General features: G+C 59.9%; 22 protein-coding genes and 1 pseudogene. 3 read left to right on the plus strand and 20 right to left on the minus strand.

Annotation, left to right across the window (positions count from 1 at the left end; genetic code table 11):
- Window positions 1–48 precede the first annotated feature (48 nt).
- From lptB to QWL29_RS18415, 5 genes are read right to left on the minus strand one after another with little or no spacing between them, the layout of a single operon-like run.
- Window positions 49–807, minus strand: coding sequence for an LPS export ABC transporter ATP-binding protein (lptB, locus tag QWL29_RS18395; protein WP_305824330.1), 759 nt, complete (start codon window positions 805–807; stop codon window positions 49–51).
- A 2-nt stretch (window positions 808–809) separates the two neighbouring features.
- Complete coding sequence (lptA, locus tag QWL29_RS18400) at window positions 810–1,373, minus strand: lipopolysaccharide transport periplasmic protein LptA (protein ID WP_305824331.1); 564 nt, start codon at window positions 1,371–1,373, stop codon at window positions 810–812.
- Window positions 1,374–1,402: 29 nt separating this feature from the next.
- Window positions 1,403–1,999, minus strand: coding sequence for an LPS export ABC transporter periplasmic protein LptC (gene lptC / locus QWL29_RS18405; RefSeq protein ID WP_305824332.1), 597 nt, complete (start codon window positions 1,997–1,999; stop codon window positions 1,403–1,405).
- Window positions 2,000–2,013: 14 nt separating this feature from the next.
- Window positions 2,014–2,547: a KdsC family phosphatase gene (locus QWL29_RS18410; protein WP_305824333.1), complete on the minus strand. Its 534-nt coding sequence runs from the start codon at window positions 2,545–2,547 to the stop codon at window positions 2,014–2,016.
- Entirely contained in the window at window positions 2,547–3,545 is a 999-nt protein-coding gene (locus tag QWL29_RS18415; RefSeq protein ID WP_305824334.1) for a KpsF/GutQ family sugar-phosphate isomerase, read from the minus strand. The genes QWL29_RS18410 and QWL29_RS18415 overlap by 1 nt, the downstream gene beginning before the upstream one ends.
- Window positions 3,546–3,654: 109 nt before the next feature.
- On the opposite strand from QWL29_RS18415, the gene QWL29_RS18420 reads away from it, so the two are divergent.
- Window positions 3,655–5,634, plus strand: a complete 1,980-nt coding sequence (locus QWL29_RS18420) for a monovalent cation:proton antiporter family protein (RefSeq protein ID WP_305824335.1) — start codon at window positions 3,655–3,657, stop codon at window positions 5,632–5,634.
- 3 nt (window positions 5,635–5,637) lie between these two features.
- Here QWL29_RS18420 and QWL29_RS18425 read toward each other — a convergent pair whose 3' ends face one another.
- From QWL29_RS18425 to QWL29_RS18465, 9 genes are all read right to left on the minus strand, one after another.
- Window positions 5,638–5,991 (minus strand): DUF6404 family protein, encoded by a 354-nt coding sequence (locus QWL29_RS18425; protein WP_305824336.1) that lies wholly within the window; start codon window positions 5,989–5,991, stop codon window positions 5,638–5,640.
- A 146-nt stretch (window positions 5,992–6,137) separates the two neighbouring features.
- On the minus strand, window positions 6,138–7,256 hold the full coding sequence (locus QWL29_RS18430; protein ID WP_305824337.1) for a GGDEF domain-containing protein: 1,119 nt from the start codon (window positions 7,254–7,256) through the stop codon (window positions 6,138–6,140).
- Window positions 7,257–7,354: 98 nt separating this feature from the next.
- Window positions 7,355–8,200, minus strand: coding sequence for an MOSC domain-containing protein (locus QWL29_RS18435; RefSeq protein WP_305824338.1), 846 nt, complete (start codon window positions 8,198–8,200; stop codon window positions 7,355–7,357).
- Between the two features lie 62 nt (window positions 8,201–8,262).
- A complete protein-coding gene (locus QWL29_RS18440; RefSeq protein WP_305824339.1) occupies window positions 8,263–10,248 on the minus strand; it encodes a PhoX family protein in 1,986 nt (661 codons plus the stop codon).
- Window positions 10,249–10,559: 311 nt separating this feature from the next.
- Window positions 10,560–11,051 (minus strand): hypothetical protein, encoded by a 492-nt coding sequence (locus tag QWL29_RS18445; RefSeq protein WP_305824340.1) that lies wholly within the window; start codon window positions 11,049–11,051, stop codon window positions 10,560–10,562.
- A gap of 508 nt (window positions 11,052–11,559) precedes the next feature.
- Window positions 11,560–14,658, minus strand: a complete 3,099-nt coding sequence (locus tag QWL29_RS18450) for an HsdR family type I site-specific deoxyribonuclease (protein ID WP_305824341.1) — start codon at window positions 14,656–14,658, stop codon at window positions 11,560–11,562.
- Window positions 14,651–15,967 (minus strand): AAA family ATPase, encoded by a 1,317-nt coding sequence (locus QWL29_RS18455; RefSeq protein ID WP_305824342.1) that lies wholly within the window; start codon window positions 15,965–15,967, stop codon window positions 14,651–14,653. The genes QWL29_RS18450 and QWL29_RS18455 overlap by 8 nt, the downstream gene beginning before the upstream one ends.
- A 1-nt stretch (window position 15,968) precedes the next feature.
- Window positions 15,969–17,111 carry a restriction endonuclease subunit S gene (locus tag QWL29_RS18460; RefSeq protein WP_305824343.1) on the minus strand — a complete coding sequence of 381 codons (1,143 nt, stop codon included), beginning with the start codon at window positions 17,109–17,111 and terminating at the stop codon, window positions 15,969–15,971.
- On the minus strand, window positions 17,108–18,664 hold the full coding sequence (locus tag QWL29_RS18465; protein WP_305824344.1) for a type I restriction-modification system subunit M: 1,557 nt from the start codon (window positions 18,662–18,664) through the stop codon (window positions 17,108–17,110). Before QWL29_RS18465 ends, QWL29_RS18460 begins: the two co-directional genes overlap by 4 nt.
- 319 nt (window positions 18,665–18,983) lie before the next feature.
- Here QWL29_RS18465 and QWL29_RS18470 point away from each other — a divergent pair, with 319 nt between their 5' ends.
- A complete protein-coding gene (locus QWL29_RS18470) occupies window positions 18,984–19,295 on the plus strand; it encodes a hypothetical protein (protein WP_305824345.1) in 312 nt (103 codons plus the stop codon).
- A 57-nt stretch (window positions 19,296–19,352) separates the two neighbouring features.
- A pseudogene (locus tag QWL29_RS18475) lies at window positions 19,353–20,503 on the plus strand (IS3 family transposase).
- Window positions 20,504–20,651: 148 nt separating this feature from the next.
- On the opposite strand, the gene QWL29_RS18480 reads toward QWL29_RS18475, so the two are convergent.
- The 6 genes from QWL29_RS18480 to QWL29_RS18505 all read right to left on the minus strand — a co-directional run bounded on the left by QWL29_RS18480 (window position 20,652) and on the right by QWL29_RS18505 (window position 26,150).
- A complete protein-coding gene (locus tag QWL29_RS18480) occupies window positions 20,652–20,819 on the minus strand; it encodes a hypothetical protein (RefSeq protein WP_370663715.1) in 168 nt (55 codons plus the stop codon).
- Between the two features lie 274 nt (window positions 20,820–21,093).
- A complete protein-coding gene (ychF, locus tag QWL29_RS18485) occupies window positions 21,094–22,185 on the minus strand; it encodes a redox-regulated ATPase YchF (RefSeq protein WP_305824346.1) in 1,092 nt (363 codons plus the stop codon).
- Between the two features lie 202 nt (window positions 22,186–22,387).
- Window positions 22,388–23,485 carry a patatin-like phospholipase family protein gene (locus QWL29_RS18490; RefSeq protein ID WP_305824347.1) on the minus strand — a complete coding sequence of 366 codons (1,098 nt, stop codon included), beginning with the start codon at window positions 23,483–23,485 and terminating at the stop codon, window positions 22,388–22,390.
- Window positions 23,486–23,703: 218 nt separating this feature from the next.
- Window positions 23,704–24,288 carry an aminoacyl-tRNA hydrolase gene (pth, locus tag QWL29_RS18495; protein ID WP_305824348.1) on the minus strand — a complete coding sequence of 195 codons (585 nt, stop codon included), beginning with the start codon at window positions 24,286–24,288 and terminating at the stop codon, window positions 23,704–23,706.
- A gap of 128 nt (window positions 24,289–24,416) precedes the next feature.
- On the minus strand, window positions 24,417–25,007 hold the full coding sequence (locus tag QWL29_RS18500; protein WP_305824349.1) for a 50S ribosomal protein L25/general stress protein Ctc: 591 nt from the start codon (window positions 25,005–25,007) through the stop codon (window positions 24,417–24,419).
- A gap of 192 nt (window positions 25,008–25,199) precedes the next feature.
- Window positions 25,200–26,150 carry a ribose-phosphate pyrophosphokinase gene (locus QWL29_RS18505; protein WP_229437725.1) on the minus strand — a complete coding sequence of 317 codons (951 nt, stop codon included), beginning with the start codon at window positions 26,148–26,150 and terminating at the stop codon, window positions 25,200–25,202.
- Window positions 26,151–26,248: the final 98 nt, after the last annotated feature.

Raw genomic sequence — 26,248 nt, forward strand, 5'->3', positions numbered from 1 at the left:
TTCAACTGCGGTTCAACTTCCGTTTCAACTAGCGTTCCGACGACTGGCTTACATGCGGAAATGCTCGCCCAGGTAGACGCGGCGCACCGACTCGTCGGCGATGATGTCGTCGGGACGGCCCGAAGCCAGCACGGCGCCCTGGTTGATGATGTAGGCGCGGTCGCAGATGCCGAGGGTTTCGCGTACATTGTGGTCGGTGATCAGGACGCCGATGCCGCGCTCCTTCAGGAAGCGCACGATGCGCTGGATCTCGATCACGGCGATCGGGTCGACGCCGGCAAACGGTTCGTCGAGCAGCACGAAGCGCGGGTTGGTGGCCAGCGCGCGTGCGATCTCCACGCGGCGCCGTTCGCCGCCCGAGAGCGACAGCGCCTGGTTCTCGCGCAGCTTCTCGATCTGCAGTTCGGCCAGCAGCGAATCGAGGCGCGCGTTGATGGCGTCTTTTGACAGCGCCTTGCCGTCGTCGTCGCGCTGCAGTTCCAGCACGGCGCGGATGTTGTCCTCGACCGTCAGCTTGCGAAACACCGAGGCTTCCTGCGGCAGGTACGACAAACCCAGCACCGCGCGCCGGTGGATCGGCAGGCTCGAGATGTCGGTGCCGTTGATCTCGATGGCGCCGGCGTCCGACGGCACCAGACCGACGATCATGTAGAACGAGGTGGTCTTGCCGGCGCCGTTCGGGCCCAGCAAACCGACGACTTCGCCGCAGCCCACTTCCAGCGACACGTCGCGCACCACCAGGCGCTTGCCGTAACTTTTCTGCAGCCCCCGCACGACCAGGGTGCTGCCTGCGCTTGCTCCCTTCATGCTCATTTCCCCGCCGGCGCTGGTGCCGCTGCGGGCGTGGTCCTGCGCGGCGCGATGATCAGGGTGCCGCGTCCGCCGCCTACCTTGCTTTCGCCGCTGGCGTCGTTGCGCACGGCCGCCACTTCCTTGCGGTTGTCGTAGGAGATGAAGGGGCCGTTCAGTTCATTCGTCAGGCGCCCGTCTTCCAGCTCGCGCACGGTCGCCTTCGAGAACAGCTTCACCAGTTCCTGGCGTTCGTCGTACTCGATGCGCTCGGCCTGGCCTTCGATCCACAGGTTGTTGCCGCCGTCGCGTTTCTGGCGGAAGGTGGCCACGTGTCCCGGACCCGAGGTGAGCGTGATGCTCATGTAGCCTTCCGGCGTTTCCTTGACCAGGGCGCGGTCCGACTTCATGGTGAGCGTGCCGCGCGTGAGGACCACGTTCCCGGTCAGGATGCGGGTCTGGGTGACTTCGTCGAAGTCGGCCGAATCGAAATTGACGACGGCCTCCTTCAGCGAGTCGGCACGTTCGGCCAGGGCCGGCAGCGACAGCAGCGAGAGGACAGCGGCGGCGAGGATTTTTTTCATATGGATAGCTGGTTCCTGGATTTTTGGGGTCAGCGCTGGCGCGGCGGATACACGATCTGGCCGCGGCCGAGGTGCAGCTTCTGGGTCGGGTTGTCGGCCACCAGGCCGGTGCTCTTCACCGTCGAGGCGCCCAGCGTCATGTCGACCGGACGGTCGGTCTTGACGATCTCTTCGTCGGCCAGCACGGTCAGCGCATCGGTGCGCGCGCGCAGCCCTTCCGAGCCTGGCGTGGCCGGGCGCACGATATCGACGTTGTCCATCAGTTCGACCCGGTTTTCCTGGTGGTGGATCTGGGCGCGGTCGGCATGCATGGTCATGCGCGGGCGGCCCGGCGCCATGCTCTCGACCACCGGCTTGCTCACTTCCGAGACGTCGGTCACCGGATGGTGGGCCAGGCGCGCGCCCGACATCACATAGCGCGGCTGGCCGGTCGGCGTCATGCGCACGAAGCTGAAGTTCTCGACGATATAGTCGGGTTCGTTGCCGGCATTCGCGGCGCTCGCATCGTCGTCGGCCTGCATCGCCTGCAGCAGCCAGAAGCTGCCGAAGGCGAAGAACACGGCGGTGAGCATCAGGGCCAGCAGGCGCCAGCGGTGCGAGGTGCGGCGGTTCGTAAGGGTCGTCATGCGTTCAGGCGAAATCAGGCGAAGTACGGCGCGAGCGCCTGTTCGTAGGTGCCCTGGGCGCGCATCACCAGGTCGCAGACTTCGCGCACGGCGCCGCGGCCGCCAGCGGCCCTGGTGACGTAATGCGCGCGGTACTGCACTTCCGGATGCCCGCTCGGCACGGTGACGGCAAAGCCGACCTTGCTCAGCAGCGGCATGTCGATCACGTCGTCGCCGATGTAGCCGCATTCCTCGGCCGTCACGCCGGTCTGCGCCAGCAGTTCGGCAAAGGCCACGCGCTTGTCGTGGAAGCCCTGCCAGACGTGGTTGATGCCCAGGTCCTTCGCGCGGGCGTTGACGATCGGCGACTTGCGCGCGCTGATGATGGCGGTCTGCACGCCGGTCTTTTGCAGCAGCTGGATGCCCAGGCCGTCGAGGACGTGGAAGGTCTTGGTGACTTCGCCGTCCGGGCCGTAGGTCAGGCTGCCGTCGGTCAGGATGCCGTCGACGTCGAAGATCATCACCTTGATGCGCGCGGCGCGCTGCGTGTGTTCGAGAGGAGTGAGCATCAGATTACCTTTGCGCGGGTCAGGTCGTGGATATGCAGGGCGCCGACCAGCTTGCCCTCGCCATCGACCACCAGCATCTGGTTGATGCGGAATTCTTCCATGATCGCCACCGCATCGACCGCCAGCTGTTCCGGCTGCACGGTGCGCGGGTTGGCATGCATGACGTCGCGGATGACGATGTGCGAGAAGTCCTGCACGCGCTCGATCAGGCGGCGCAAATCGCCGTCGGTGAACGAGCCGATCGGGCGGCTGTCGGCGTCGACGATCGCGGTCATGCCCATGCCCTTCTGGCTCACCTCCAGCAGGGCCTGGGCCAGCGGGGTATCGGGGCCGACGGCCGGCACCGCGTCGCCGCTGCGCATCACGTCGCGCACATGGGTCAGCAGGCGGCGGCCGAGGGCGCCGCCCGGATGCGAGCGCGCGAAGTCTTCTTCGCGGAAGCCGCGGGCGTCGAGCAGGGCCACGGCCAGGGCGTCGCCCATGGCCAGCGTCACCGTGGTGCTGGCAGTCGGCGCCAGGTTCATCGGGCAGGCTTCCTTCGCCACCGAGATGTCGAGGTGCACGTCGGACAAGAGCGCCAGGCGCGACTGGGGCTTGCCGGTCATGGCGATCAGGGGCGTGCCCATGCGCTTGACGACCGGCAGGATGTCCATCAGTTCCGACGATTCGCCGGAATTCGAAATCGCAATGAAGACGTCCTGCGCCGTCACCATGCCGAGGTCGCCGTGGGCGGCTTCGCCCGGATGCACGAACATGGCAGGGGTGCCGGTCGAGGCCAGGGTGGCGGCAATCTTGCGCGCGATGTGGCCGGACTTGCCCATGCCCGACACCACCACGCGGCCGGTGCAGGCGTACAGCACGGCCACGGCGCGCACCATGGAATCGTCGGCGTCGAGGCGGTCGTGCAGGGCCTGGATGGCGTCGGCTTCGATGGCGAGGGTCTCGCGCGCCAGGGCCATTACCCGGCGCGACTGGTTCTCGTCAAAACTGTTCTGCATTGTTTTTTCATCGGTTACACTCATTCCGGAAGTATAAACGAATTGCGTAAGCAAAAAACTTGCCAGACGTATCGAACAACGTTCATCGCGCACAAAAATATATTTACGCATGGCATCCGGACTTGAACTGACCCTCCTCCTGCTCGGCAGCGCGGTGCTGGGCGTGGTGGCCTTCCGCTCGCTGCACCTGCCGCCCATGCTGGGCTACCTCGCCGTCGGCGTGCTGATCGGCCCGCACGCGCTGGGCCTGGCCGCCGAAACCGCCTCCACCCACGCGCTGGCCGAATTCGGCGTCGTCTTCCTGATGTTCTCGATCGGGCTGGAATTCTCGCTGGCCCAGCTGCGTGCGATGCGGCGCATCGTGTTCGGGCTGGGCATGGCCCAGGTGGTGCTGACGATCGCCGCCGCCATGCTCGGCGCCCTGCTGTTCTCGATGTGGATGCCGTCATTGGCCATCAGCTGGCAGGCCTCGTTTGCGCTGGGCGGCGCGCTGGCGATGTCGTCGACTGCCATCGTCGTCAAATTGCTCACCGAGCGCCTGGAACTGGAAAGCGAGCATGGACGGCGCATCATCGGCATCCTGCTGTTCCAGGACCTGGCCGTGGTGCCGCTGCTGATCCTGATTCCCTCGCTGGCGAAGAACCCGGAAGACCTGGCCGCGACCCTGGCCTGGGCCGGCGTGAAGGCCGCCCTGGTGCTGGCGCTGCTGCTGTTCTTTGGCCAGAAGCTGATGCGCAGCTGGTTCACGATTGTCGCCAAGCGCCGCTCGCAGGAGCTGTTCATGCTGAACCTCCTGCTGGTGACCCTGGGTGCGGCCTGGATCACCGAGCGTGCCGGGCTGTCGCTGGCCCTCGGCGCCTTTGTCGCCGGCATGCTGATCTCCGAGACCCAGTTCAAGCACCAGGTGGAAGAAGACATCAAGCCTTTCCGCGACGTGCTGCTCGGCCTGTTCTTCATCACCATCGGCATGCTGCTCAATTTACGGCTGGTGCTGGAGCACTGGTGGCTGGTGCTGGCTTTACTGGTGCTGCCGGTGCTGCTGAAATTCGCCTTGATCGCGCTGCTGGCCAAGGCCTTCGGTTCATCAACCGGCGTGTCGATGCGCACCGGTCTTGCGCTGGCGCAGGCCGGCGAATTCGGCTTCGTGTTGCTGAACCTCGCGTCCGGCTCGAAGCTGATCGACCCCTTCCTGATGCAGCTGGTGCTGGCCTCGATGGTGCTGTCGATGCTGGTGGCGCCGTTCGTGATTGCCCACTCGGACAAGATCGTGATGAAGATCGCGGCCAACGAATGGATGATGCAGTCGCTGCAATTGACGCAGCTGGCAAGCCGCACGATGGCGGCGCAGAAGCACGTGATCCTGGCCGGCTTCGGGCGCAGCGGGCAAAGCGTGGCCACCCTGCTCTCCGACGAAAAGCTGCCCTGGTATGCGCTCGACCTGGACCCGGAGCGGGTGCAGGAAGCGCAGGCGGCAGGGTCGAACGTGTCGTATGGCGATGCAGGAAGGCGCGAGGCCCTGATCGCGGCCGGCATCAACCGCGCCAGTGCGTTGGTCATCACCTTTGCCGACACGCGCGCGGCGCTGAAGGTGCTGCACCTGGTGCACGAGCTGGCGCCGTCGCTGCCGGTGATCGTGCGCAGCCACGACGATAGCGACCTGGAGGTGCTGCGCATGGCGGGCGCCACCGAAGTGGTGCCGGAAGCGCTGGAGAGCAGTTTGATGCTGGCCTCGCACGCGCTGGTGGTGGTGGGCGTGCCGCTGCGGCGCGTGGTGCACCGCGTGCAGAGCGCGCGCGACGAACGCTATGCCTCGATGCGCGGCTACTTCCACGGCGCCAGCGACGTCACCGACGACCCGGAACACATGTACGTGCGCCTGCATTCGGTGGTCCTGGGCGAGGGTGCCAAGGCGGCCGGGCGGCGCCTGGACGAACTCGGGCTGGACGAGCTGGGAGCCGAGGTGACCGGCATCCGCCGTGCGCGCATGCGCGTGGAGCCGGTGGCCGGGACGGTGCTGCAGGCGGAGGACGTGGTGGTGCTGCGCGGCTCGGCCGATGCGGTGACGCGGGCCGAGGGGCGCTTGCTGTAGGGTTCAGGAACCCAGCGATTCCCAGGTAGGGAGGCCGTGTTTCTTCTTGCTCCAGGCGAAGACGCTGGCCATCACCAGGCCGTAGATCAGGCCGCAGATCACCGTGGCCAATGCGGCGATGGCGGGATCGGTGCCTTCCTTGCGCCAGTTGAAGGTCCACATGATCAGGGCCCAGATGGGGCCGAACCACAGCCCGCAGAAGAAGGTGGTGCGCCAGAAGGTTTCGAAATGCAGGGGGCGGACCTGCATGCCGAGTCGGCGGAACAGGCGGATGTGCGCCGGCTCGGAGCTGGCCTGGGGGATGCCTTTGCGGTTCAGGACTGCAATGGCGCGTTGGCGGCGTTCGTCGAAGGTCATGTAGGGTGGGCACTCGTGCCCACGCGGTCGTACCGTTGCGAGCCGCGAAGCCATTCAAATAGTGAGCCGGTGACGATACGGGTTCGTGCGCTGCGCGTCAATGATCGATATGCAGGCGTGGTACCGCGTGGGCACAAGTGCCCACCCTACGAAGCCATTACCACGCGATTGCGGCCGGATTCTTTTGCCTGGTACAGCGCCACATCCGCCTGCCCCACCAGCTGCTGGGCCACGCTTTCGATCGGGTGCTCGCGGTCGGCATCCTCCAGCGCGGCCACGCCGATCGATACCGACACGTCGAGCAGCACGCCATCGCCCAGGTCGACCGGGGTATCGGCCACGCTGGAGCGGATGCGCTCGGCCACGAGCGCGGCGGCCGACAGGCTGGCGTCGACCAGCAGCACCACGAATTCCTCGCCGCCGTAGCGCGCCAGCGCGTCGGACAGGCGCAGCTCGGTATTGATGCGGGTCGCGACTTCGCGCAGGACTTCGTCGCCGGCCTGGTGCCCGATGCTGTCGTTCACCTGCTTGAAGCGGTCGACGTCGATGAACATGCAGGACACCGCATAGTCCTGGCGCCGCGCGCGGCCGATTTCTTCAAGCAGGCGCCGGTCGATGTAGCGGCGGTTGTAGACGCCGGTCAGCGGGTCGGTCAGGCCGATGTACTTCAGCATCTCGTTGCTGATCACGTTTTCCAGGCAGATCGCGATGATCGAGGCCATGTGCTCGATGAAGTCGGTCGCCATGGTGGCCGTGAAGCGCTGCGGGTCGCGGCTGCCCAGGTTCAGGCTGCCGATCAGGCGCTTGTTGCGCAGCAGCGGCACCATGGCCACGCTGCCCAGCTTGCTGCCGGCGTGCGGGAACATGCTGCGGTGGTTCATCAGGTCGAAAGCGCCCAGGCGCGGGCGCGGTTTTGCGCCGTCGATTCCGTGGTAGCCGAGTTCCACCGCATGCTCGACGAACAGCAGATCGGGCAGCGGCTCGAAGTCCACGCCCAGCTTGTGCATGACGGTGTAGATGTCGGCGTCGGCGTCGAGCAGCGCCAGCGTGACCGCGTCGAGTTCGGAAATCACGGGCAGCAGGCGGAAGATGGTGCCCACCAGTTCCTGGAAAGTCGAGGCGCCGACGATCTCGAGGTCGAAGGCCTGGTGCCGGCACATGATGTCGTGGTTACGCTCGGCCTGTTCGACCAGGTAGGCCATGTGCGCGCGCAGGGCTTCGTTTTCGGCAATCAGGTCGCGCGGCGTCGCGTCCGGCTGGTGCATGACATTCCTTTCAGCAATAGCCGTTACATTACGCGATACGTGCCCGCTTGAAAACGAAAAACCGGCGATTCCCCGCCGGCGCCACCCCTTGCGCTGCCTTAAAACGACAAAGCGATGTCGAGTTCCTGGCCAACCCGCAGCAGGCCGCCCTCGCCGTCCGCCACGATGCAGTTCATGCCGACGCAGACGGCGCCGTCGAGAATGGCCTTGCTGCGCCAGGATTGCAGGATGTCGAGTGGATCCGGGCCGGGGATGCCGGTGGCTTGGTCGATGGCCGGGATCGGGCAGCGCGCGCAGGGTTTGACGGGCTTGACCAGCACGTCGCCGATGCGCAGCGATTCGGTGTAATCCTCCTCGAACGGGTCGGTGCCGTCGACGACCAGGTTCGGGCGGAAGCGGTTCATCGGCAAGGCAGCGCGCCCGGCGGCCAGCATGCGCGTGTTGATCTCTTCGAGGGCGGAACTGCCGATCAGCAGCAGCGGATAGGCATCGGCAAAGCGCGCGCTCGATGGCGCGCCGCCGGTCCATGTGGTGCTGGTCGGCCGGTCCAGGCCGGGCAGGAAGCGCACCAGGCGGCAGGCGCCGCCCAGCACTTCGTCGAACCAGCTTGCCGCTGCGTCGCCGCAGTCGGCGGCGTCAATGAAATCGTCCCAGATCTGCACGCGCAGGCTGGCTGCATCCGCCTGCCGGGCCAGCGGCAGCTGCAGCGCCGGCATGCCGGGCGCCGTTACCATCAGCGAAGCACCATCGACACACGGGACGATGGTGGCCATGCGCGGATACTCGCGCTGCGTCAGGAACTGGCCAGCGGGCGTGACCAGCATCCACTCGCGGTCGTGCACGCCCTGCGCGGAAAGGCCGGAAACGCCGGCTGCCGCCTCCGTGACCGCCATGCCAGCGCAGGACTTGATCGGATACAGGATGAGCTGGGAAAGGATGGCCATGTGCCGGGTCGGTGCGTCTGTCAATGAAAAGGCCGACAGTATCGCACCAAACCTGGCAGACGTCAGGCGGCAGGCTTCGCCATCCGCATCTGGCCGGAATCGGCCGTCAGGTAGCCGACCGCGGAACCGAACTTGTCCTTGTAGTTGGCGCGCAGCAGCGGGTCGAGCGTGGTTTTCACCACGTTGTGGATGCCGCCCCAGTCGCCCGCGTGCTGGAAGTTGCTCATGATGTAGGTCCAGCCGTTGATGTCGTCGACCGCGTGCAGGCCGGTCGATTCGCCGCCGGCCGGGATCGACATGATGCGGGTGAGCTGGCGCGAATCCACGTTGTAGGCCCACAGGAAGTTGTTGACGTGCTGGCCGCTGTCTTCGCCGATGAACAGGGTGCGCATCTTTTCCGAGAATTTCAGGTTGTCCGGGTTGGCGATCCGGTTCGGGTTGCCGGTGTTGCCGAGGGCGTCGGCGGCGATGTCTTCGCCGGTCAGCAGGGCCTTGATATCGACCGGCATCCACTCGCTGGCAATCGCCGCGCCGCCCAGGTCTTTCTGGCCGCCCGCCAGGTTCAGCGCCATCACGGCGCCGGCGTTCAGCGCGGCCGGGATCGACACGCCATTGCCCGGTACGTTCAGGCGGTTGCCGGCGACCATCGAGGTCTGGCAGTTCTGCAGCGCCGAGTAGGCAACCTTGTTTGCCGCGTTGACGGTCGTGCCTTCCATCTTGGTGAAGCCCATCGAGGCGCCGACGAACGAGGCATAGCGGTGGGTCTCGAGGAAGGCGGCGGCCTTTTCCATGCCCGGCTTCAGCTTGATCCACTCGATGGCGCCGTTCGCGGCCACCTGCTTGAAGCTCGGGTCCTGCGGGTCGCTGGTGCGCACGTCCATGATGTCGGTGGCCTTCAGCGTCATGGCCAGCTGGCGGATCTCGGCGCTGGTGGCCGAGCCGAGCTTGATCCAGGTGAGCGGCGCGGCAGTCGTGGCGGCCGTGTTCAGCGAGAAGCCGGCGCCGACCTTGGCCACGTACAGGGTGCCCGAGGACAGGTCTTTTTCCTTGTCGGCGACGAACACGAAGTAGCCGCTGTTGGTGGCGTCGTCGCCCATCAGCACGGTGCGCTGGTCCGGCATCACCTGCACCAGCTCGTGCGAGATGCGGCCCATGCAGTAGTGCTTCTTGATCGAGGCGGTGCCGTCCGGGTTGACGGTCACTTCCGGCATGTGGCCGTAGTGGTAAGGGTTGGCTCCCGTTTCGCTGCCGTACAGGTTCTTGCTGAAGGCCTTGAACTGGGCGTCCGAGGCGGCGGTAAAGGCGTTCGGCTCGTACTCCTCGCTCGACAGGTGGGTGCCCCACGGCGACAGGCTGGCGCCGCAGGTGATCCACAGGCCTTCGACGCCGGAGGTATCGACGTTGTGGTATTTCACGAGCGTGAGCTTGCCGGTGGACTGGTCCTGGTCCAGGGTCAGCACGGCGATCGGCGACGGCAGGCGGCCGTACATGCTGGTGGCGCCGTCTTGCGCGTAGGTGGCGTATTCGAACTGCACCACGGCGAACACGGGCTTGCCCTTCACGCCCGGCACGCTGGCGTTCGGCACGGTCAGCAGCGAGGTGCCGTCCGGCGAATCCGAGAAGAACTGGCGCTCCTTGCCTGGCACCGTGGTGTCGATGATCGGCTGGTTGCGGATGTTGACGTAGCCGCCGGCGAGCACCGTGCCGCCGGCGCCGTTCGGGACCATGTCGCCAGTGATGAAGAAAGGCTTGTACGACAGCTTGAAGTCCATCTTGCTGGTGTCGCTGAAGTTGACCGTCATGGTCGAACCGACCGAGGTGGTGGCCATGGCGGCGGCATCGGCCAGGGTCGGCGCGGCCATGCCGCTGAACGAGACGCTGGCGAAGGTAGCGACCGACGAGGGCGGGTTGGCGCCGTACACGTCGTCGTTGTCGCCGCCGCAGCCGGCCAGCAGCGAGGTGGCGGCGAAACCGCTCAGTGGCAGCATTGGCGCGGCGCCGAGCAGGCGCAGCAGGCGGCGGCGGGACAGTTCAGGGGTCGAGGTCATGCGTCATCTCCAGTGGTGGTGGGCACGGCGAGTGCCGTGCTGATGGAGGCGCAGAATAGAGGAGCTGTGTTTCGTGTTGATGACAGGCCGATATGATTTGCAGTCGAAGAGAGGCAGGCCTGCTCAGCTCTGCCGGCAAGGCATGCGTGCGTGCTCCTTCGGTATCGATGTCGACCGGGAAAAAGTACGTACCGGACGATATGCTACTATCCACGCCAACACGGCCCCTCTCGGTAACTCTGCTCTCGCAGGGAAACTGCTGAGGGGTTTTTTATTGCCCCGACCTTGATGACTGATACAACCAATTTCAGCTAACCGTGCTCAAGACGAACCTCTGACAGATCGACATCGCACGAGCCAGCATTATTCTGATCAATCATCCACAGGCGGAAGGCTTTTGCCTGGCATTGCGGGCAATAGAGATACAAGGTTCGGCCGCTGCTCAGCTTCAGCGAGCCAGCACGATATTGCTGGATTGCCCAAGTGCCGATCACGCCGTTTTTGAAGGTAACCTTTCCGCTCGCGTGGCAGGGCGACCAGTCGAGCATGTGGAAGTAATCGTGTTCGGCAACTGTGCCGGCTTTGCAGATGTACTCACCGATTTCCTGTTCGCTGAGCTTGAAATTCGCGCACTGCTCCGCTGATTCCGCTGAAGCGGGAGATGCTGCGCCGTTGGCCAGGACAGTCACTGTGCTGATCGGCGGAAGATGGGTCTTGCGTATTTCCGGCTCAGTACATGCATCATCGTTCATCGTGAAGAACACATTTGCCGTCACGGCAAAGATGAGTACGGCGGCTACCATGATGCGCTCCTAGCCAAGCAGCCTTTCAAGATTGTTGAAATAAGCTCAGTCATGTCGAATCCCAGCCTCTGGTCATTTAACGCCGAAAAAGAAAAAGGGCTCGCTGGCATGAAACCACGAGCCCTAAGTCAAATGTTTCGGTATATCTAGACTATATCTCTACAGCCTCCCTGCTCAACAGGGCAATGAGTTGCTTGTCAGACGTTGAACAGGAAATCCACCCTAAAGCGCTTGCGAAATCACAGCACTCCGCATTTTTCGCTGATTTCATACCCGGTTTTCTGACACAAAGCACTTGTGCTATTCCTTCCTGAACGCAGCTCGGAGGACAAGTTGTACCGCAAGATTAGCAGGGCGAAAATGCAGTTCGGTTGGCTCAAAACAGCCTGGGAATGAGTCAAGCCGTGCTGGTACGCTGAGGCGAGCAAAACGACGAGATGCCCTTCACGCTGCAATGCAAGCAGGCACGCAAAATCCCCGCAACGTCGAGCTTTAAGATGCGATAGACCTATACCTGCCCTCCCACGCCCTTGAACTTCTCTACAAAAGCGGCGATTTTCTGGAACACGCTCTGCTTTTTGGCTAGGTACTGAGGATTTAGCGGGCTCATCTTAGGCAGAACGGCATTGAGTTCAGTGCCACTTTCACTAGCGAATTCACGTTTGAGTGAGGTAGTGATATAGCGTCGTGCTGCCTCCGCGTTCAGATTATTGGAGGCGATCAACTCTTGCGCCTCACGTTGCTGTTCCGCTTGAGCAAAGGTGAAGAAAGTGTCAATCACACTGGCCTTGTCACCGATCTGGTCCAGATCGGTCTGATTGATGAAGTCGACCAACAAGCTCTCTTTGGCGCGATTGCCTAGGCTTGCGCGAATCACGCGACGCACCTCATCCACCAGATCCGACTTGCTCTTAATTTTCTTGTTATGCTCGAAGATCAGCTCCAAGATGTAGTCCAGGTTGATTTCCTGCGATTTGAGCAGGTCCACCTCAAAGACCACGTCATCCCAGTCGATCGTGGACTGCTCTTTTTGGGCTCCTGCCTTCTCACGGCGTAGCCAGTCGCGCACGTCGTTATAGGTCGAGCGATAGTCCTGAACCTTCCGCTCGGGCGGGAGCGTGATGGCTTGCAGCGCGGTCATATCTTCATCACTCAGGTAGTGCTTGGCCTTGAACGCCTCAACTGCGGTAGGGTCGGCCAGATCGACGCTTTGCAACTCCTTCAAGCTGGCAAATTCGTCATAGTTGTGCAGCACGTTCTCTAAGCGCAAATACTCACCAAACAGCTTGGCGAAGGCCTTCTTGTCAGCCTCCTTCTCAATGGCGGCAGGGTTGGGGAAACGTGCTTCCAGTTCCTGTACCACATCCATGAAGCCTCGACGAGCCTCACCGGTGACCGCATCGGTGAAGCCTTCCATGTACTCCTTGTAGCTCTTCTCCAGTACTACGTTCTTGGTGTTCTTGTCACCGAACAGGGTGATGGCGTCGACGGTCGCTTGCTCCAGGTCGCGGAAGGTGACGATGTTGCCAAAGGTCTTGGTGGCGTCAAAGATGCGATTGGTACGGGAGTAGGCCTGCATCAGTCCGTGGAAGCGCAGGTTCTTGTCGACAAACAGCGTGTTGAGCGTGGGGGCATCAAAGCCAGTCAGGAACATGCCCACCACGATGAGCAGATCGATTTCCTTTGCTTTGACCTGCTTGGCCAAATCGCGGTAGTAGTTCTGGAAGCCGTTGCTGTCCACGCTGAAGTTGGTCTTGAACAGCGCGTTGTAGTCGGCGATTGCCGCGCTCAGGAACTCCTTGGCGCTGCTGTTCATGGCAGATACATCAAAGCTCTCGTCCTCGATGTCGCCGATCGCGTCCTGTTCCTCGTTGGCAGCGAACGAGAAAATGGTCGCCACTTTCAACGGCTTGTCGCTGCTCTTCTGCTGCTCCCTGAAGCACTCGTAATACAGCTTGGCAGCATCTACGCTGCTAACGGCAAACATGGCGTTGAAGCCCTTGTTGCCCGCATGCAGGCGGTGGGTCTTTTGCCGGAAGTTTTTCAGGATGTATTGGGTAATCTCGCGGATGCGATCCGGGTGCAGCAGGGCTCGTTTGTTCTCTGCCGCGCTTAGCTTCTTCTCGTCATTCTCAGTCTCGATGGCCTTGAACTGCGGGCGCACATCGTTGTAATCCACTTTGAACTTCAACACCTTCTCGTCGCGGATCGCATCGGTGATCACGTACGAGTGCAGCTCGCGGCCAAACACGCTGGCAGTGGTTTCGGCGCCCAAGGCGTTTTCTGGGAAGATTGGCGTGCCAGTGAAGCCGAACTGGCAGAATTTCTTGAACTTTTTCTTCAAGTTCTTCTGAGCCTCACCAAACTGACTGCGGTGGCACTCATCGAAGATGAACACCACTTGCTTGCCGTAGATGGGCAAGTTCGCCTCGCTCTTCATCAGGTTGTTGAGCTTCTGGATGGTGGTGACAACGATTTTGTTGTCGTCCTTCTCCAGGTTGCGCTTCAGGCCCGCAGTGCTGTCTGAGCCGTTTACGCTGTCCGGCGAGAAGCGTTGGTATTCCTTCATGGTCTGGTAGTCCAGATCCTTGCGGTCTACCACAAAGAACACCTTATCGATGAAGTCCAGCTCGGTGGCCAGGCGCGCTGCCTTGAAACTGGTCAGAGTCTTGCCGCTGCCAGTGGTGTGCCAGATGAATCCGCCGCTTTCCGTGTCGCTCCAGTTTTTGGCCTGATGGCTGCTATTGATCTTCCACAGAATGCGTTCTGTGGCAGCGATCTGGTAAGGCCGCATCACCAGCAGCGTGTTGCTGACGTCAAACACCGAGTAATGCAGCAGCACATTGAGCAACGCGTGTTTTTGGAAGAAGGTGGCTGTGAAGTCCTTCAAGTCTTTGATCAGCGTGTTGTCCGCCTTCGCCCAGTTCATAGTGAAGTCGAAGCTGTTCTTGTTGCGCTGTGTGGTGTTGGCAAAGTAGCGGCTGTCAGTGCCGTTGGAGATCACAAACAGCTGTAAATACTTGAACAATGAATGCTCGCTGTTGAAGCTTTCTTTGCTGTAGCGATGCACTTGGTTGAAGGCTTCCCGCATCGCCACGCCGCGCTTCTTCAACTCTACCTGTACAAGTGGCAGGCCATTAACCAGAATCGTCACGTCATAACGGTTGGCGTGACTGCCCGTTTGTTCAAACTGCTTGATCACCTGCACCTTGTTGCGGGTGATATTTTTCTTGTCCAGCACGTAAATGTTCTGGATTCGCCCGTCGTCAAAGACAAAATCGTGGATGTAGTCGTCGTGAATTTTGCGGGTCTTCTCGAAGATGCTATCACTGGGCTTGTCCAGCCAGGACTCGACGAATCGAAGCCATTCGCCTTCGGTGAACTCCACAGCGTTGAGCGCCTCCAGTTGGATGCGCACATTGGCCAGCAAGTCAGCGGGAGTCTTGATGGACGAGACGAACTCGTAGCCCTGATTGACCAGATCCTGGATGAATTCGCGCTCCAGGTCACTTTCGCTCTGGTAGCTCTCGGCGACCTTCCAATCGCAGGTGTACTGGTCCAGAACGATGAAATTCCTAGATTCGGCGATAACCTTGTAATCAATCATTCTCGACCTCTTGCTTTTTGAAGCGATAGGTTTCGCTTAAAAATGAAACCAGTTGAGCAAGCCTTTCCTTATCAGAGTCTTCGATGTCAGCCACTTCTTCACCTGCGTGCGCGGAATGACTAGACAGATTCAGGATTCTGTTTGCGAATGGGTCTGGGACACCATCCGCAGTCTTCTCAAGCAAGTCTTCCCATCGTAAATAGCCCAAGAATGTCGCCGTCTTTTCGAGTATGTTCCTCAAAAGGTTGAAGTGATATTTTTTAATCTGTCCATCTCTAACTGCGGATCGTAGCTCGGCCAGCAGGAATAAGTGGTAAGAGAAGGGCCGATCATTTGATGTGGGCAATTCAAATCCCCCATCCGCATTCTTTTTAAGAAGATATTTTTCGGATTGACCACGCTTATAAATCCATGAAGAAATTCCATCCGGATTCACTCTCCTCAAATCATTACCGAGTTCGTTGTGCAGAACATTGTAGAAGAGAGGGCTGTGTGTCGTTATAACAAACCTCAGTCCCTTGCCATCAGTGAACGAACTGCGTTTTATCAATCCAGCCAAATCGACCGCAAGTGCGATGAGATGACTATCATCCAACGAGGACACCGGGTCATCAATAAACACATACTCAAGATTGTTGAACTTGTCAGTAACTCTGTCACCTACGTTGGATTCATCCAATGTGGAAACGACTTGCTGGAGAAGAGTGAAGAAAACGCTCCATATAAAATTGCTCTCTTCGCCTTTGGATATCTTTATAGCCTTGTATTGCCCCTGCGCCACAGGGGGTTCGTCATTTGTAGAATCGGCGGTACGGTTGAATCGTTCAGGCAAACCGGCCGCCACCTGGAAAACAATTTCAAAGAAGGCTGGAACGATTATTTCTACCTCTTTTCCACTAAAATCCTTTATTTTTTTCTTATACTCCTCGTTGAAGACAGGGTTGGCATTGCTACCCGTATATCGCTGGAAGTTTGCAACAATGTTTCCATCTTCGCCCAACTCTTTAAGTAAGGCAATGAGCCAGTCTGTGAATGTATTCGGCTGAATTTTCAGCTTTGGCTCAGAGTCCGCCTCCAAATCGTTATCCCAATAGAACAAGTCTTCAGTAAATGCGCTGTAGTAAAGTATCTTATTGCGTGAAAGCTCTGCTTCGTCATCGTTCCGCCCCTCGTTATTCTTAGGGGCAACAAACTCCTTGAACGCACGGGACAGTCGTGTTTTTCCTGATCCATTGAAGGCATAGATCAGTTGCACTTTCTTATCGGCATCGTTTAGTTGCTTGGCGATGTCTTCCAGTGTTTTGCTCACTTTATACCCCCTCTGCCTTTGGATTCGGGAAGCTCAGCAGCAGATTGCGGTAATGCTCGTATTGCTTCTGGCGTAACTGGATTTCGCGAGGCAAACCGTCACTGGTAGAGCTAGTCAAGGCATCGAATTTATCCAAGATGTCGACGATTCTCTTTTTCTCCTTTGGAGGCGGATCCGGGATGCGAATGCTTTCGAGGCTCTTCTTATTCAGTTTTGGCTGCGCCGCCCCGGAGATATAGGGCGTGAGGTCGATACTATTCAAGTAATATTCAACGTACTTGCGCTCAGCGTATGTTTTGAATTTCAGTACGTGAGCATGATTATTCACCCAGCTCTTTCCACTGATACTAAATGCGATTGGGGTGTTTCGCGCCAACAAATTCGCCCCATCTTCGGAAACAAGCAAAAGGTCGCAATCAAAGATGTAGTCTTTGACATAGTCAACGATTCCCGACGCTCCGTAATATGGAATATCACCTGGCTCTCTTAGTCCACTCGTGATTGGCTTTCGCATTGAATCGAGATTTTCTGCAAGAACCCCAAGCGCCTTCCACTCCACATATCCCTCTTCAAAACTTAACAACTGATCACGATAGTAATTGTATTGTTTTTTACGAGTGGTCAGCTCGGCGGTCAGCTCGGCGGTCAGTTTGGTGAATGCGTCCAGGATGCGGACGATTTTGGCTTGAATTTTCAGCGAAGTTTGGGGGGCGTATGGGCAGGGGATGGGGATGGGGAAATTCTCTAAGGTTGACAACACGATATATGTCATTGCCGCGCTGTTCGTTTTTTCCTCAAGATATTTTTTCAAACTATGAGTAAGTACAAAATACAAATATCTAACGCTTACATTTTTGGCAAAATTTGTTAGCACATAAGTACGCTGGTAAGCCTCGAACTTGCCAGTATAATGTTTTACTTCGCCAACGTTAGCATTTCCTGCTATTAGCAATGCTTCTGTGTCCCAACGATATCTGTCGATTCTGCTTGTTTCCTTGGCCGTTGTAAAAAACATAAATGAACCATCTTCAACCGCTGCATTTGCATTTAATTTTCCCGTTTCGATTCTGCAGACGTCTCCAAGTAGCTTCCACTCTACAGTCACACCATCTAACAACTTGTCCAAGAAGTTCACGCTGCTCATACCTCCTGCTCCTCACCTTCAATTTCAGCGACGATGGCATCAATGTCTTTGCGCAGCTGGTCAATCTTCGCAACCGTTGTTTTCAGCTCGGCGTTTAGCTGGACGATCTCTACCACCTCGCGGTTGTCTTTGGTTTCAACATAGCTGCTAACCGACAGGTTGTATTCCTTAGCAACCACTTCCTCTAACGGAACTGATTTGGCAAAGTGATTAACGTTCTCCTTGCTGTCGAACACTGCCATGATTTGCTTGATATGCGCATCCAACAGCACGTTGTTATTGGTTTCTTTCTTGAATAGCCCGCTGGCATCGATGAACTGTGTGGTGGTGTCTTTTTTGTTTTTGGCTAGTACCAGAATGTTCACGGCGATGGTGGTGCCATAAAAGAGGTTGGGCGCGAGCGAGATAACGGTTTCAACGTAATTGTTGTCGACCAGATACTGGCGGATTTTCTGCTCGGCCCCGCCCCGATAGAAGATGCCGGGGAAGCAGACAATCGCAGCGCGGCCTTTGTTGGAAAGGTAGCTGAGCGCATGCAGCACAAAGGCAAAGTCGGCCTTCGATTTGGGCGCGAGCACACCGGCCGGAGCAAAGCGCTCATCGTTGATCAGCGTGGGGTCGTCGGAGCCTGTCCATTTCACGGAGTACGGCGGATTGGAGACGATGGCGTCAAAAGGTTTATCTTCGCCAAAATGCGGTTCGATCAAAGTGTTGCCCAGCTGAATGTTGAACTTGTCGTAGTTCACGTTGTGTAAGAACATGTTCATCCGCGCCAAGTTGTACGTGGTGTGGTTGATTTCTTGTCCAAAGAAGCCGTCTTCGATCAGGTGCTGATCGAAGTGCTTCTTGCCCTGCAGTAGCAGCGAGCCCGAGCCACAGGCGGGGTCATAAATCTTGTTGACGCTGGTTTGCTTGTGCATTGCAAGCTGTGCGATCAGCTTGGACACATGCTGCGGCGTGAAAAACTCGCCGCCCGACTTGCCGGCGTTCGCCGCATAATTCGAAATTAGGAATTCGTAGGCGTCACCGAACAAATCGATGTGGCTGGCGTCGAAACTGCCGAAGTCCAGCTCAGCCACGCGTTTGAGCACTTTGGACAGGCGATCGTTCTTGTCTTTGACGGTGTTGCCCAGACGATTGCTGGTGGTGTCGAAATCCGCAAACAGGCCTTTGATGTCGCGCTCGGAGGGGTAGCCGTTGGCGGATGCTTCAATGGCGGTAAAAATGGTGGCTAGATCAGTATTTAAGCTCTCGTTGGCGTTGGCGCCAGCAGCCACCTTTGCAAATAGCTGGCTGGGGTAGATGAAATAGCCCTTGGTCTTGATGGCGTCGTCTTTGATTTCTGGGGTGATGACACTGTCGGGCAGATCTGCGTAGTTGATGCCGTCATCGCCGCCTTCGATGTATGCCGCAAAGTTTTCGCTGATGAAGCGATAGAACAGGGTGCCGAGCACGTATTGCTTGAAATCCCAGCCGTCGACAGCGCCACGTACATCGTTAGCGATTTGCCAGATTCGGCGTTGCAGTTCGGCGCGTTGTTGAATACTTGTCATCGTCAAAAATCCAGTTTTAGTTCGTTGACCTGGGCTCAAGCGTGAGGCACGAGCCCAAGAATATTGGGTTGCTGCGGCAAGGTGATTTCGTTTATCTTCCGGCTTTTATCGCTTGGGGGTGATAGAAGCCCTTCATTTATGGGACTGATGCCTACGTATCGCCCAGCTCCTATCGCCCATCTATCGACGACAGAGCTTGAATTTGCAGTAGCAAAAAAGTTAAGATTCCCACAGGAAAAGACTCCATTATGACAGTTGTTTTCGTCGCCCGACAGCAGTGGAAAGCCAGATATCAACAACACATCTTGGAGAACCGGTCATGCACCCGACAGTCGACGCCAGTACTCTCATCGTGGTCCCCTGCTGCTGCGCCAAGGCTAGCGGTGGCACCAATGTCGCCATGCAGGGCCCATTGGCCACGAGCCTATCTGATACCGCGTACACTCAGCTTCGCGGGGCCCGTCGCTCTGTGCTGGCTGGGATACAAAGCGAACCAGCCCTGCTGACTGATGCCTTCACCAAGAATCGCACGCTGGCCAATGGCCCGGACTTCGGCGACCATGCCAATTCTGGTCGCTATCTGCATGCCCTCGAACGCTACACCGGCAACCTGTATGCCGTACCTGGCTGAATCGCCACGACTATCGTAGACACTCCTGAGCCATAATATCGGGCACAAGGAGAAGATATGAGCGGTAAGCGGTACACAGAGGAATTCAAGATTGCAGCGGTCAAGCAGGTGGCGCAGGGCGGTCACCCAGCGACCGAAGTAGCGGCGCGGCTCGCGATAAGCATTCATAGCCTCTACGCCTGGACGAAGCGCTACGGCGTGCCTGAGGCGGAGCGCAAGGCTGTCGATGCCCAGTCCGACGAGATGCGGCGCCTGAAGGCCGAGCTCAAGCGCGTCACGGAGGAGCGTGACATATTGAAAAAGGCCGCGGTGTACTTTGCCAAGACGTCCGGGCAAGGTACGCCTTAATTGCTGAGTTACAGAACCAATTCCCGGTGCGCCGGTTGTGCAAAGTGCTCGAGGTGCATCCGAGCGGCTTCTATGCCTGGCGCCTGAACCCTGAAAGCAAGCGCGCCAGGGAAGACAAGCGCCTTCTGGTTCCCATGAAGGAATCGTGGCTGGAAAGCGGCAGCGTGTACGGCTACCGCAAGGTCAGCGACGACCTGCGCGAGCTCGGTGAGCAATGCGGCATCAATCGCGTCCACCGTCTGATGAGGTCGGCCGGGATTCGTTCGCAAACAGGCTACGCCAAGCGGAAATACAAACGCGGCGGCGCACCTTCGCTGGTGGCGCCAAACCATCTGCAGCGCCAGTTCGACGTGCAGGAACCGAATCGGGTCTGGGTGACCGATATCACGTACATCCGCACTTATGAAGGCTGGCTTTATCTGGTGGTTGTACTGGACCTGTTTTCGCGTCAGGTGGTTGGCTGGTCGATGAGTTCTCGAATCGATCGCGAGCTGGCGATGAATGCGCTCTTAATGGCAGTCTGGCGACGGCAACCCAAGAATACGGTGATGGTGCATTCCGATCAGGGCAGCCAGTTCAGCAGCTACGACTGGCGCGACTTCCTGGGCCAGCATAACCTGACGCAAAGCATGAGCCGACGAGGAAACTGCCACGATAACGCCGTCGCCGAGAGCTTCTTCCAGCTCTTAAAAAGGGAATGAATCCGACGCAAGACTCACGGCACCGGGGACGAAGCAAAACAGGATGTCTTCGATTATATCGAGATGTTTTAGAATCCAAAGCGCCAGCACAGCTCCAGCAATGACTTGTCGCCGGTCGAGTATGAAAAGCAGTATTACAAGCGGCTCGCGAGCGTCTAGGAAACTCGTGGCGATTCAACCAGCGTTGTTCGCCGAATCCTTCAGCGAACAGCCGCAGGCGGCTTAAGACAAGCGTGCCCGTTATTGACAGTACACCTCAGACACCCTGTTTGACCAACGCGCGTGCCTTAGCACGTTCGTCGCGAGCCTATGCCAAAGTAAAGCTACTGCCGGCACGTCTTGCTTGGGCTTCCTCTGGAGTTTCGCCACGCGGGGCTACGGTGTAGTCGCCCACCGCGAACATGCTTTCCTTAACGGTCTCACCCTCGCGCAACTCGAAACGATAACGCCAAGCCTTCACGCCATTTGGTTTCACCTCCAGATACAGCCCTTTGCCGTCTAGGAGTTTGTAGGGCTTCTCCTGGGTTTAGCGTTGCGGCATTGGGTGTCGGTCAACATCACTATCTCCTAGTTGATCCATACCCGGTTTTGCGCTTAAGAGATTTAGGTACGTACCCGGTATCGTACCCGGTGCTCCGCAGGATGGCAACGGACTGTTCCGGACAGGAACGGATAAAAAAAGCCCCGGCATCCTAGGGGAGCCGGGGCCTTCGTTGTCCGCCGGAATCCGCCAGATTCCGACCTCATGCTTAGACGTTAAACAAGAAGTTCAACACATCCCCATCCTTGACCACATACTCCTTGCCCTCGGCGCGCATCTTGCCCGCTTCCTTCGCGCCCGACTCGCCCTTGTAGGCGATGTAGTCGTCGAAGCCGATGGTCTGCGCGCGGATGAAGCCGCGTTCGAAGTCGGTGTGGATCACGCCGGCCGCCTGCGGGGCGGTGGCGCCGACCTTCACGGTCCAGGCGCGCACTTCTTTCACGCCGGCGGTGAAGTAGGTCTGCAGGCCGAGCAGCTTGTACGCTGCGCGGATCAGGCGGTCCAGGCCCGGCTCTTCCATGCCCATGTCGCCCAGGAAGGCGGCCTTGTCGGCGTCGTCGAGGTCGGCGATTTCGGCTTCGATGGCGGCGGAGATCGCGACGATCGGCGCGTTCTGCTTGGCAGCAAAAGCGGTCAACTGGTCCAGCAGCGGGTTGTTGGTGAAGCCGGTGTCGGACACATTGGCCACGTACATCGCCGGCTTGGCCGTGATCAGGTGCAGTTCGCGGATGGCGGCCATCTCGTCGGCGTCCAGGCCAAGGGTGCGCACCGGCTGGCCTTCGTTCAGGTGCGGCAGCATGCGCTCGCACAGGGCAACCAGCTTGGCCGCGTCCTTGTCGCCCGAGCGGGCTTTCTTGTTTTCGCGGTGGATCGCCTTTTCGACGGCGCCCAGGTCGGCCAGGGCCAGTTCGGTCTGGATGACTTCGATGTCGTCGATCGGGCTGACCTTGCCGGCCACGTGGATGACGTTGTCGTCTTCGAAGCAGCGCACCACGTTGACGATGGCGTCGGTCTCGCGGATGTGCGACAGGAACTGGTTGCCCAGGCCCTCGCCTTTCGACGCGCCGGCCACCAGGCCCGCGATGTCGACGAATTCGACGATGGCCGGGACGACGCGTTCCGGCTTGACGATGTCGGCCAGCTGGGCCATGCGCGGATCCGGCACCTCGACCACGCCGACGTTCGGCTCGATGGTGCAGAACGGGTAGTTTTCAGCCGGGATGCCGGCCTTGGTCAGCGCGTTGAACAGGGTGGACTTGCCGACGTTGGGCAGGCCGACGATGCCGCATTGGAGACTCATGGGAATTCTTTCTCTCGATGATGATGAGCTGTAATGCCACAGCTCGGAAACCCTGCATTGTAACCCGGTCAGCGCGCGAGTGCCGCAAAAACAGGCGCGCAAGACATGTCTCGACCTGTCTGGTGCAACAGGTATGGCTGGCTGAAATCGCGGCGAAATCCCATGGGACGGGAGCGCCAGGGGGCCTGGTCGCGAGCCGCTGTCAAATCGCGCGCAGGCGCGCCGGATCGGGCCGTTCGACAAAGGCGGCCAGTTCGTCGCGCAAGCGGCCTCCTTCGGACATCGCCGTGTTCCAGGCCTGCACCCGTGCATCGTGGTTCAGGCCATGGAACTTGAAGTCGGACCGGTCCGGTAGCTTGGCGCGCGGGAGCGTCTTCAAAAAATCCTGCGACGGCGAGACGATCAGCACGTTGTCGAGCCAGCCGCGGTTCGGGCCGCGGGCGCAGCGGCGCCACGGTAAAGCCTTGTCCAGCCAGCCCGGCACGATGTGCTCGTTGAAGTGCGGGTACAGCACGATGCCGTCGGGGTCCTGCTGTTCCACGCGCGCATACGGCAGCGCCAGGTTGTAGTCGATGATGCCGCCGTCCCAGTAATAGCCTTCCGGCACGCCGTTGATCTGCGTGACCGGCTGCATGATCAAGGGCAGTGTGCCCGAGGCCAGCAGGCTGGCGGCCAGGTTCTCGCGCGTGAGGGCGGCGAAGTGGGTGGTGAAGGCGTCGAATTGGTTGCGCAGCCAGGGCGCGCCGTCGCGGGCGTCGCCGATCACCACGCGCTCGAGCAGGCCGCCCAGGCGTTCACGCGAGGCGAAGTTGGTCAGGGCCGCTTGCGCGAAGCCGCGCATCTCGGCGCGCCGGTGCGTGGGCGCAGCCAGGCCGCCCTTGCCGCGTACGGCCAGCAGGTGCAGGCGGTGGGTTGGGTGCATGACGATGTCGTCTTCGTGGCCGCTGACGAATACGCGCAGCAGTTCCTGCACTACCTCGTTGATCTGCTGCGGGCTGGGCTTGGTGCTGGTGTAGCGCTGGCCGGCGTACAGTTCGCCCAGGCGGGCAAAGGCGCGTACCGGGTCGCGCTGGCAGGCGGCGGCCATGCGCCAGGCGCCGATCGAGGAGCCGATCAGGGTGCGTTCGCGCGGGCTGGACGGCAGCCATTCGCCAAAGACGTATTGGTCGAGGTCGCGGAAGACCAGGCCTTTCGGGCCGCCGGCGGCGGCGGGGACGATGGCGATGTCGGCGGCGCGCAGGCCGTGGCTGCGGATGCGGGCCAGCGCACGGGGGCCGGCGTGGAAGTTGAGGGCGCTCATCAAGCGATTATCGCAGGGTGGGCGCGATCATGTCCGGGAACGACGTGTTGGCACGCAGGCGTTGTACCGCATGCGGGAGGTTCGGCCTCCAGATAGTGTGCGAGCGAACCGTTGCCGCACGTGGTGCAAGGAGGCGCTCGTACCGCGTGGGCACTTCGTGTTTGAGGCCCCCGGCCTCAAACACCCCACCGTACGGGAGACGCAGCAGTGATGATTGTTTATGCGGTATGCAACTGCATCGTTGCGGCGTCGAGCTTGCCTTCGACGGCGAGCGGGATGATGCGCAGGGCCTTGTCGATCGACTCCTCGATCAGGCTTTGCTCTTCGCGGCGCGGGCGGTGCAGCACGAAGTCGGCGACGTTCTGCTGCAGGTTCAGGCTGCGCGGGTGGCCGATGCCGAGGCGCAGGCGCCAGTAGTCTTGCGTGCCGAGGGCGGCGGTGATGTCCTTCAGGCCGTTGTGGCCGCCGGAGGAGCCGCCCTTCTTGAGTTTGGCGACGCCGGGCAGCAGGTCGAGTTCGTCGTGCACGACCAGCACTTCGTCGGCGTTGATCTTGAAGAAGCGCGCCAGCGCGCCGACCGACTGGCCGGAACGGTTCATGAAGGTCAGCGGTTCGAGCAGCCAGACTTCCTTGCCCGAGATGGACGTTTTCGCCAGCATGGCGTTGTAGCGGCTTTCGCGCTGCAGGCGGCAGCCGGGCAGGCTGTTGGCAAGGTTGTCGACCAGCCAGAAGCCGGCGTTGTGGCGGGTTTGTTCGTATTCCGGGCCAGGGTTGCCGAGGCCGACGATGAGGCGGATGGACATAGCGGTCGCGTCAGGAAAAAGAGGATTATCGCCGAAACAGTGCCGGGCGAGAAAACAAAAACCCGCCGGGCGCGAGCCGCAGCGGGTTTTTTTCATGCACTGCGCCACCCGAAGGCAGCACCGAAGAATTACTTGGCTTCTTCGGTTTCGGCAGCAGCTGCACCACGTGGCACCGAGGTGGTGACGATGGTCAGGTTCTGGCCGTGGGTCAGCGCGGTCACGCCTTCTGGCAGTTTCAGGTCGTCGGTGTGGACCGAGCCGCCGCTTTCCAGGGCGCCCAGGTCGACTTCGATGAACTCTGGCAGTTGGCCTGGCAGGCAGGCAACTTCCAGTTCGTTCAGCACGTGCGAGATGATCGCGCCGCTCAGCTTGACGGCTGGCGAGGTTTCAGCGTTGACGAAGTGCAGGGCAACCTTGGTGTGGATTGGCTGCGAAGCGTCGACGCGCTGGAAGTCAGCGTGCAGGACCAGTTGCTTGTATGCGTGCATCTGGAAGTCGCGCAGCAGGACTTTCTGGGCCTGGCCTTCGATTTCGAGGTCCAGCACGGAACCGTGGAAAGCTTCTTTCTTGAGCGCGTGGTACAGGGCGTTGCCGTCCAGGGCGATCAGTTGTGGGGCAGCGGTGCCGCCGTAGATGATGCCTGGGGTCTGGCCAGCCTTGCGCAGGCGGCGGCTCGCTCCGGTGCCCTGCAGGGTGCGGTTGAATGCAACTACTTTCATGTGAAACTCCATAAGTGTGGGATCGCATGCGGGATAAGTTCCCACCCGATTTCCCGGTTGTGCCCGCCCCCGCGACCAGGGGCTGGCATGGCTGAGCACTGACTGCGTGCTCAAGAAAATTCGATTTTGCTTACAGTACAACGGCGCGCCGGGCTTGAAGCCGGGCGCGCCGCGCAATGATGCTTGTCTTGCTTAGTCGACGAACAGCGACATCACCGAGTCGCCCTTGACGATACGCTTGAAGGTCTCGGCCAGCAGCGGAGCACAAGTCAGCTGGCGGATCTTCGGGCAGGCGGCGGCGGCGGCCGACAGCGGGATGGTGTCGGTGACCACCAGTTCGTCCAGCGGCGAGTTCGAGATGCGGTCGATTGCAGGACCCGACAGGACCGGGTGGGTGCAATACGCCACGACCTTCTTGGCGCCGCGTTCCTTCAGGACTTCGGCGGCTTTCGTCAGCGTGCCTGCGGTGTCGACCATGTCGTCCATGATCACGCAGTTGCGGCCTTCGACTTCACCGATGATGTTCATGACTTCCGACACGTTCGCCTTTGGACGGCGCTTGTCGATGATCGCCAGGTCGCATCCGAGGCGCTTGGCCAGCGCACGGGCGCGGACCACGCCGCCGACGTCCGGCGACACGACCAGCAAGTCGTCGTAGTTCTGCTTCTGCAGGTCGCCCAGCAGCAGCGGCGACGCGTAGATGTTATCGACTGGAATGTCGAAGAAGCCCTGGATCTGGTCGGCGTGCAGGTCCATGATCAGGACGCGCTCGACGCCGGCTTCTTCCAGCATGTTGGCAACGACCTTGGCCGAGATCGCGACACGCGCCGAGCGCGGGCGGCGGTCCTGGCGGGCATAGCCGAAATAAGGAATGGCAGCGGTGATGCGGCCGGCCGATGCGCGTTTGAGCGCGTCGACCATCAGCATGATTTCCATCAGGCTGTCGTTGGTAGGAGCGCAGGTCGATTGCAGCACGAAGACGTCTTTACCGCGGACGTTTTCATTGATTTCGACCATGACTTCGCCGTCCGAGAATTTCGAGACGACTGCTTTACCGAGAGGAATACCGAGGCTTTTTGCGACCCCTTCTGCTAGCGCCGGATTAGCGTTGCCGGTAAAAACCATCAGGTTTTCGTAAGCCATGGGAGTCCTGAGAGAAGAGCGTTGATACTTTTGAAAAACAATCAGCCGGCTATACCGGCTGATTATGCTTTAAGAGCCGTACCGATTAGGTCGGTACC

The sequence above is a fragment of the Massilia brevitalea genome (assembly GCF_030711405.1).
GTDB classification, from domain to species: domain Bacteria; phylum Pseudomonadota; class Gammaproteobacteria; order Burkholderiales; family Burkholderiaceae_D; genus Telluria; species Telluria brevitalea.

Coding starts and splice junctions, on each gene's coding strand:
- lptB (WP_305824330.1), bottom strand. CDS start 807: ATGAAGGGAGCAAGCGCAGGCAGCACCCTGGTCGTGCGGGGGCTGCAG.
- lptA (WP_305824331.1), bottom strand. CDS start 1,373: ATGAAAAAAATCCTCGCCGCCGCTGTCCTCTCGCTGCTGTCGCTGCCG.
- lptC (WP_305824332.1), bottom strand. CDS start 1,999: ATGACGACCCTTACGAACCGCCGCACCTCGCACCGCTGGCGCCTGCTG.
- QWL29_RS18410 (WP_305824333.1), bottom strand. CDS start 2,547: ATGCTCACTCCTCTCGAACACACGCAGCGCGCCGCGCGCATCAAGGTG.
- QWL29_RS18415 (WP_305824334.1), bottom strand. CDS start 3,545: ATGCAGAACAGTTTTGACGAGAACCAGTCGCGCCGGGTAATGGCCCTG.
- QWL29_RS18420 (WP_305824335.1), top strand. CDS start 3,655: ATGGCATCCGGACTTGAACTGACCCTCCTCCTGCTCGGCAGCGCGGTG.
- QWL29_RS18425 (WP_305824336.1), bottom strand. CDS start 5,991: ATGACCTTCGACGAACGCCGCCAACGCGCCATTGCAGTCCTGAACCGC.
- QWL29_RS18430 (WP_305824337.1), bottom strand. CDS start 7,256: ATGCACCAGCCGGACGCGACGCCGCGCGACCTGATTGCCGAAAACGAA.
- QWL29_RS18435 (WP_305824338.1), bottom strand. CDS start 8,200: ATGGCCATCCTTTCCCAGCTCATCCTGTATCCGATCAAGTCCTGCGCT.
- QWL29_RS18440 (WP_305824339.1), bottom strand. CDS start 10,248: ATGACCTCGACCCCTGAACTGTCCCGCCGCCGCCTGCTGCGCCTGCTC.
- QWL29_RS18445 (WP_305824340.1), bottom strand. CDS start 11,051: ATGGTAGCCGCCGTACTCATCTTTGCCGTGACGGCAAATGTGTTCTTC.
- QWL29_RS18450 (WP_305824341.1), bottom strand. CDS start 14,658: ATGATTGATTACAAGGTTATCGCCGAATCTAGGAATTTCATCGTTCTG.
- QWL29_RS18460 (WP_305824343.1), bottom strand. CDS start 17,111: ATGAGCAGCGTGAACTTCTTGGACAAGTTGTTAGATGGTGTGACTGTA.
- QWL29_RS18465 (WP_305824344.1), bottom strand. CDS start 18,664: ATGACAAGTATTCAACAACGCGCCGAACTGCAACGCCGAATCTGGCAA.
- QWL29_RS18470 (WP_305824345.1), top strand. CDS start 18,984: ATGCACCCGACAGTCGACGCCAGTACTCTCATCGTGGTCCCCTGCTGC.
- ychF (WP_305824346.1), bottom strand. CDS start 22,185: ATGAGTCTCCAATGCGGCATCGTCGGCCTGCCCAACGTCGGCAAGTCC.
- QWL29_RS18490 (WP_305824347.1), bottom strand. CDS start 23,485: ATGAGCGCCCTCAACTTCCACGCCGGCCCCCGTGCGCTGGCCCGCATC.
- pth (WP_305824348.1), bottom strand. CDS start 24,288: ATGTCCATCCGCCTCATCGTCGGCCTCGGCAACCCTGGCCCGGAATAC.
- QWL29_RS18500 (WP_305824349.1), bottom strand. CDS start 25,007: ATGAAAGTAGTTGCATTCAACCGCACCCTGCAGGGCACCGGAGCGAGC.
- QWL29_RS18505 (WP_229437725.1), bottom strand. CDS start 26,150: ATGGCTTACGAAAACCTGATGGTTTTTACCGGCAACGCTAATCCGGCG.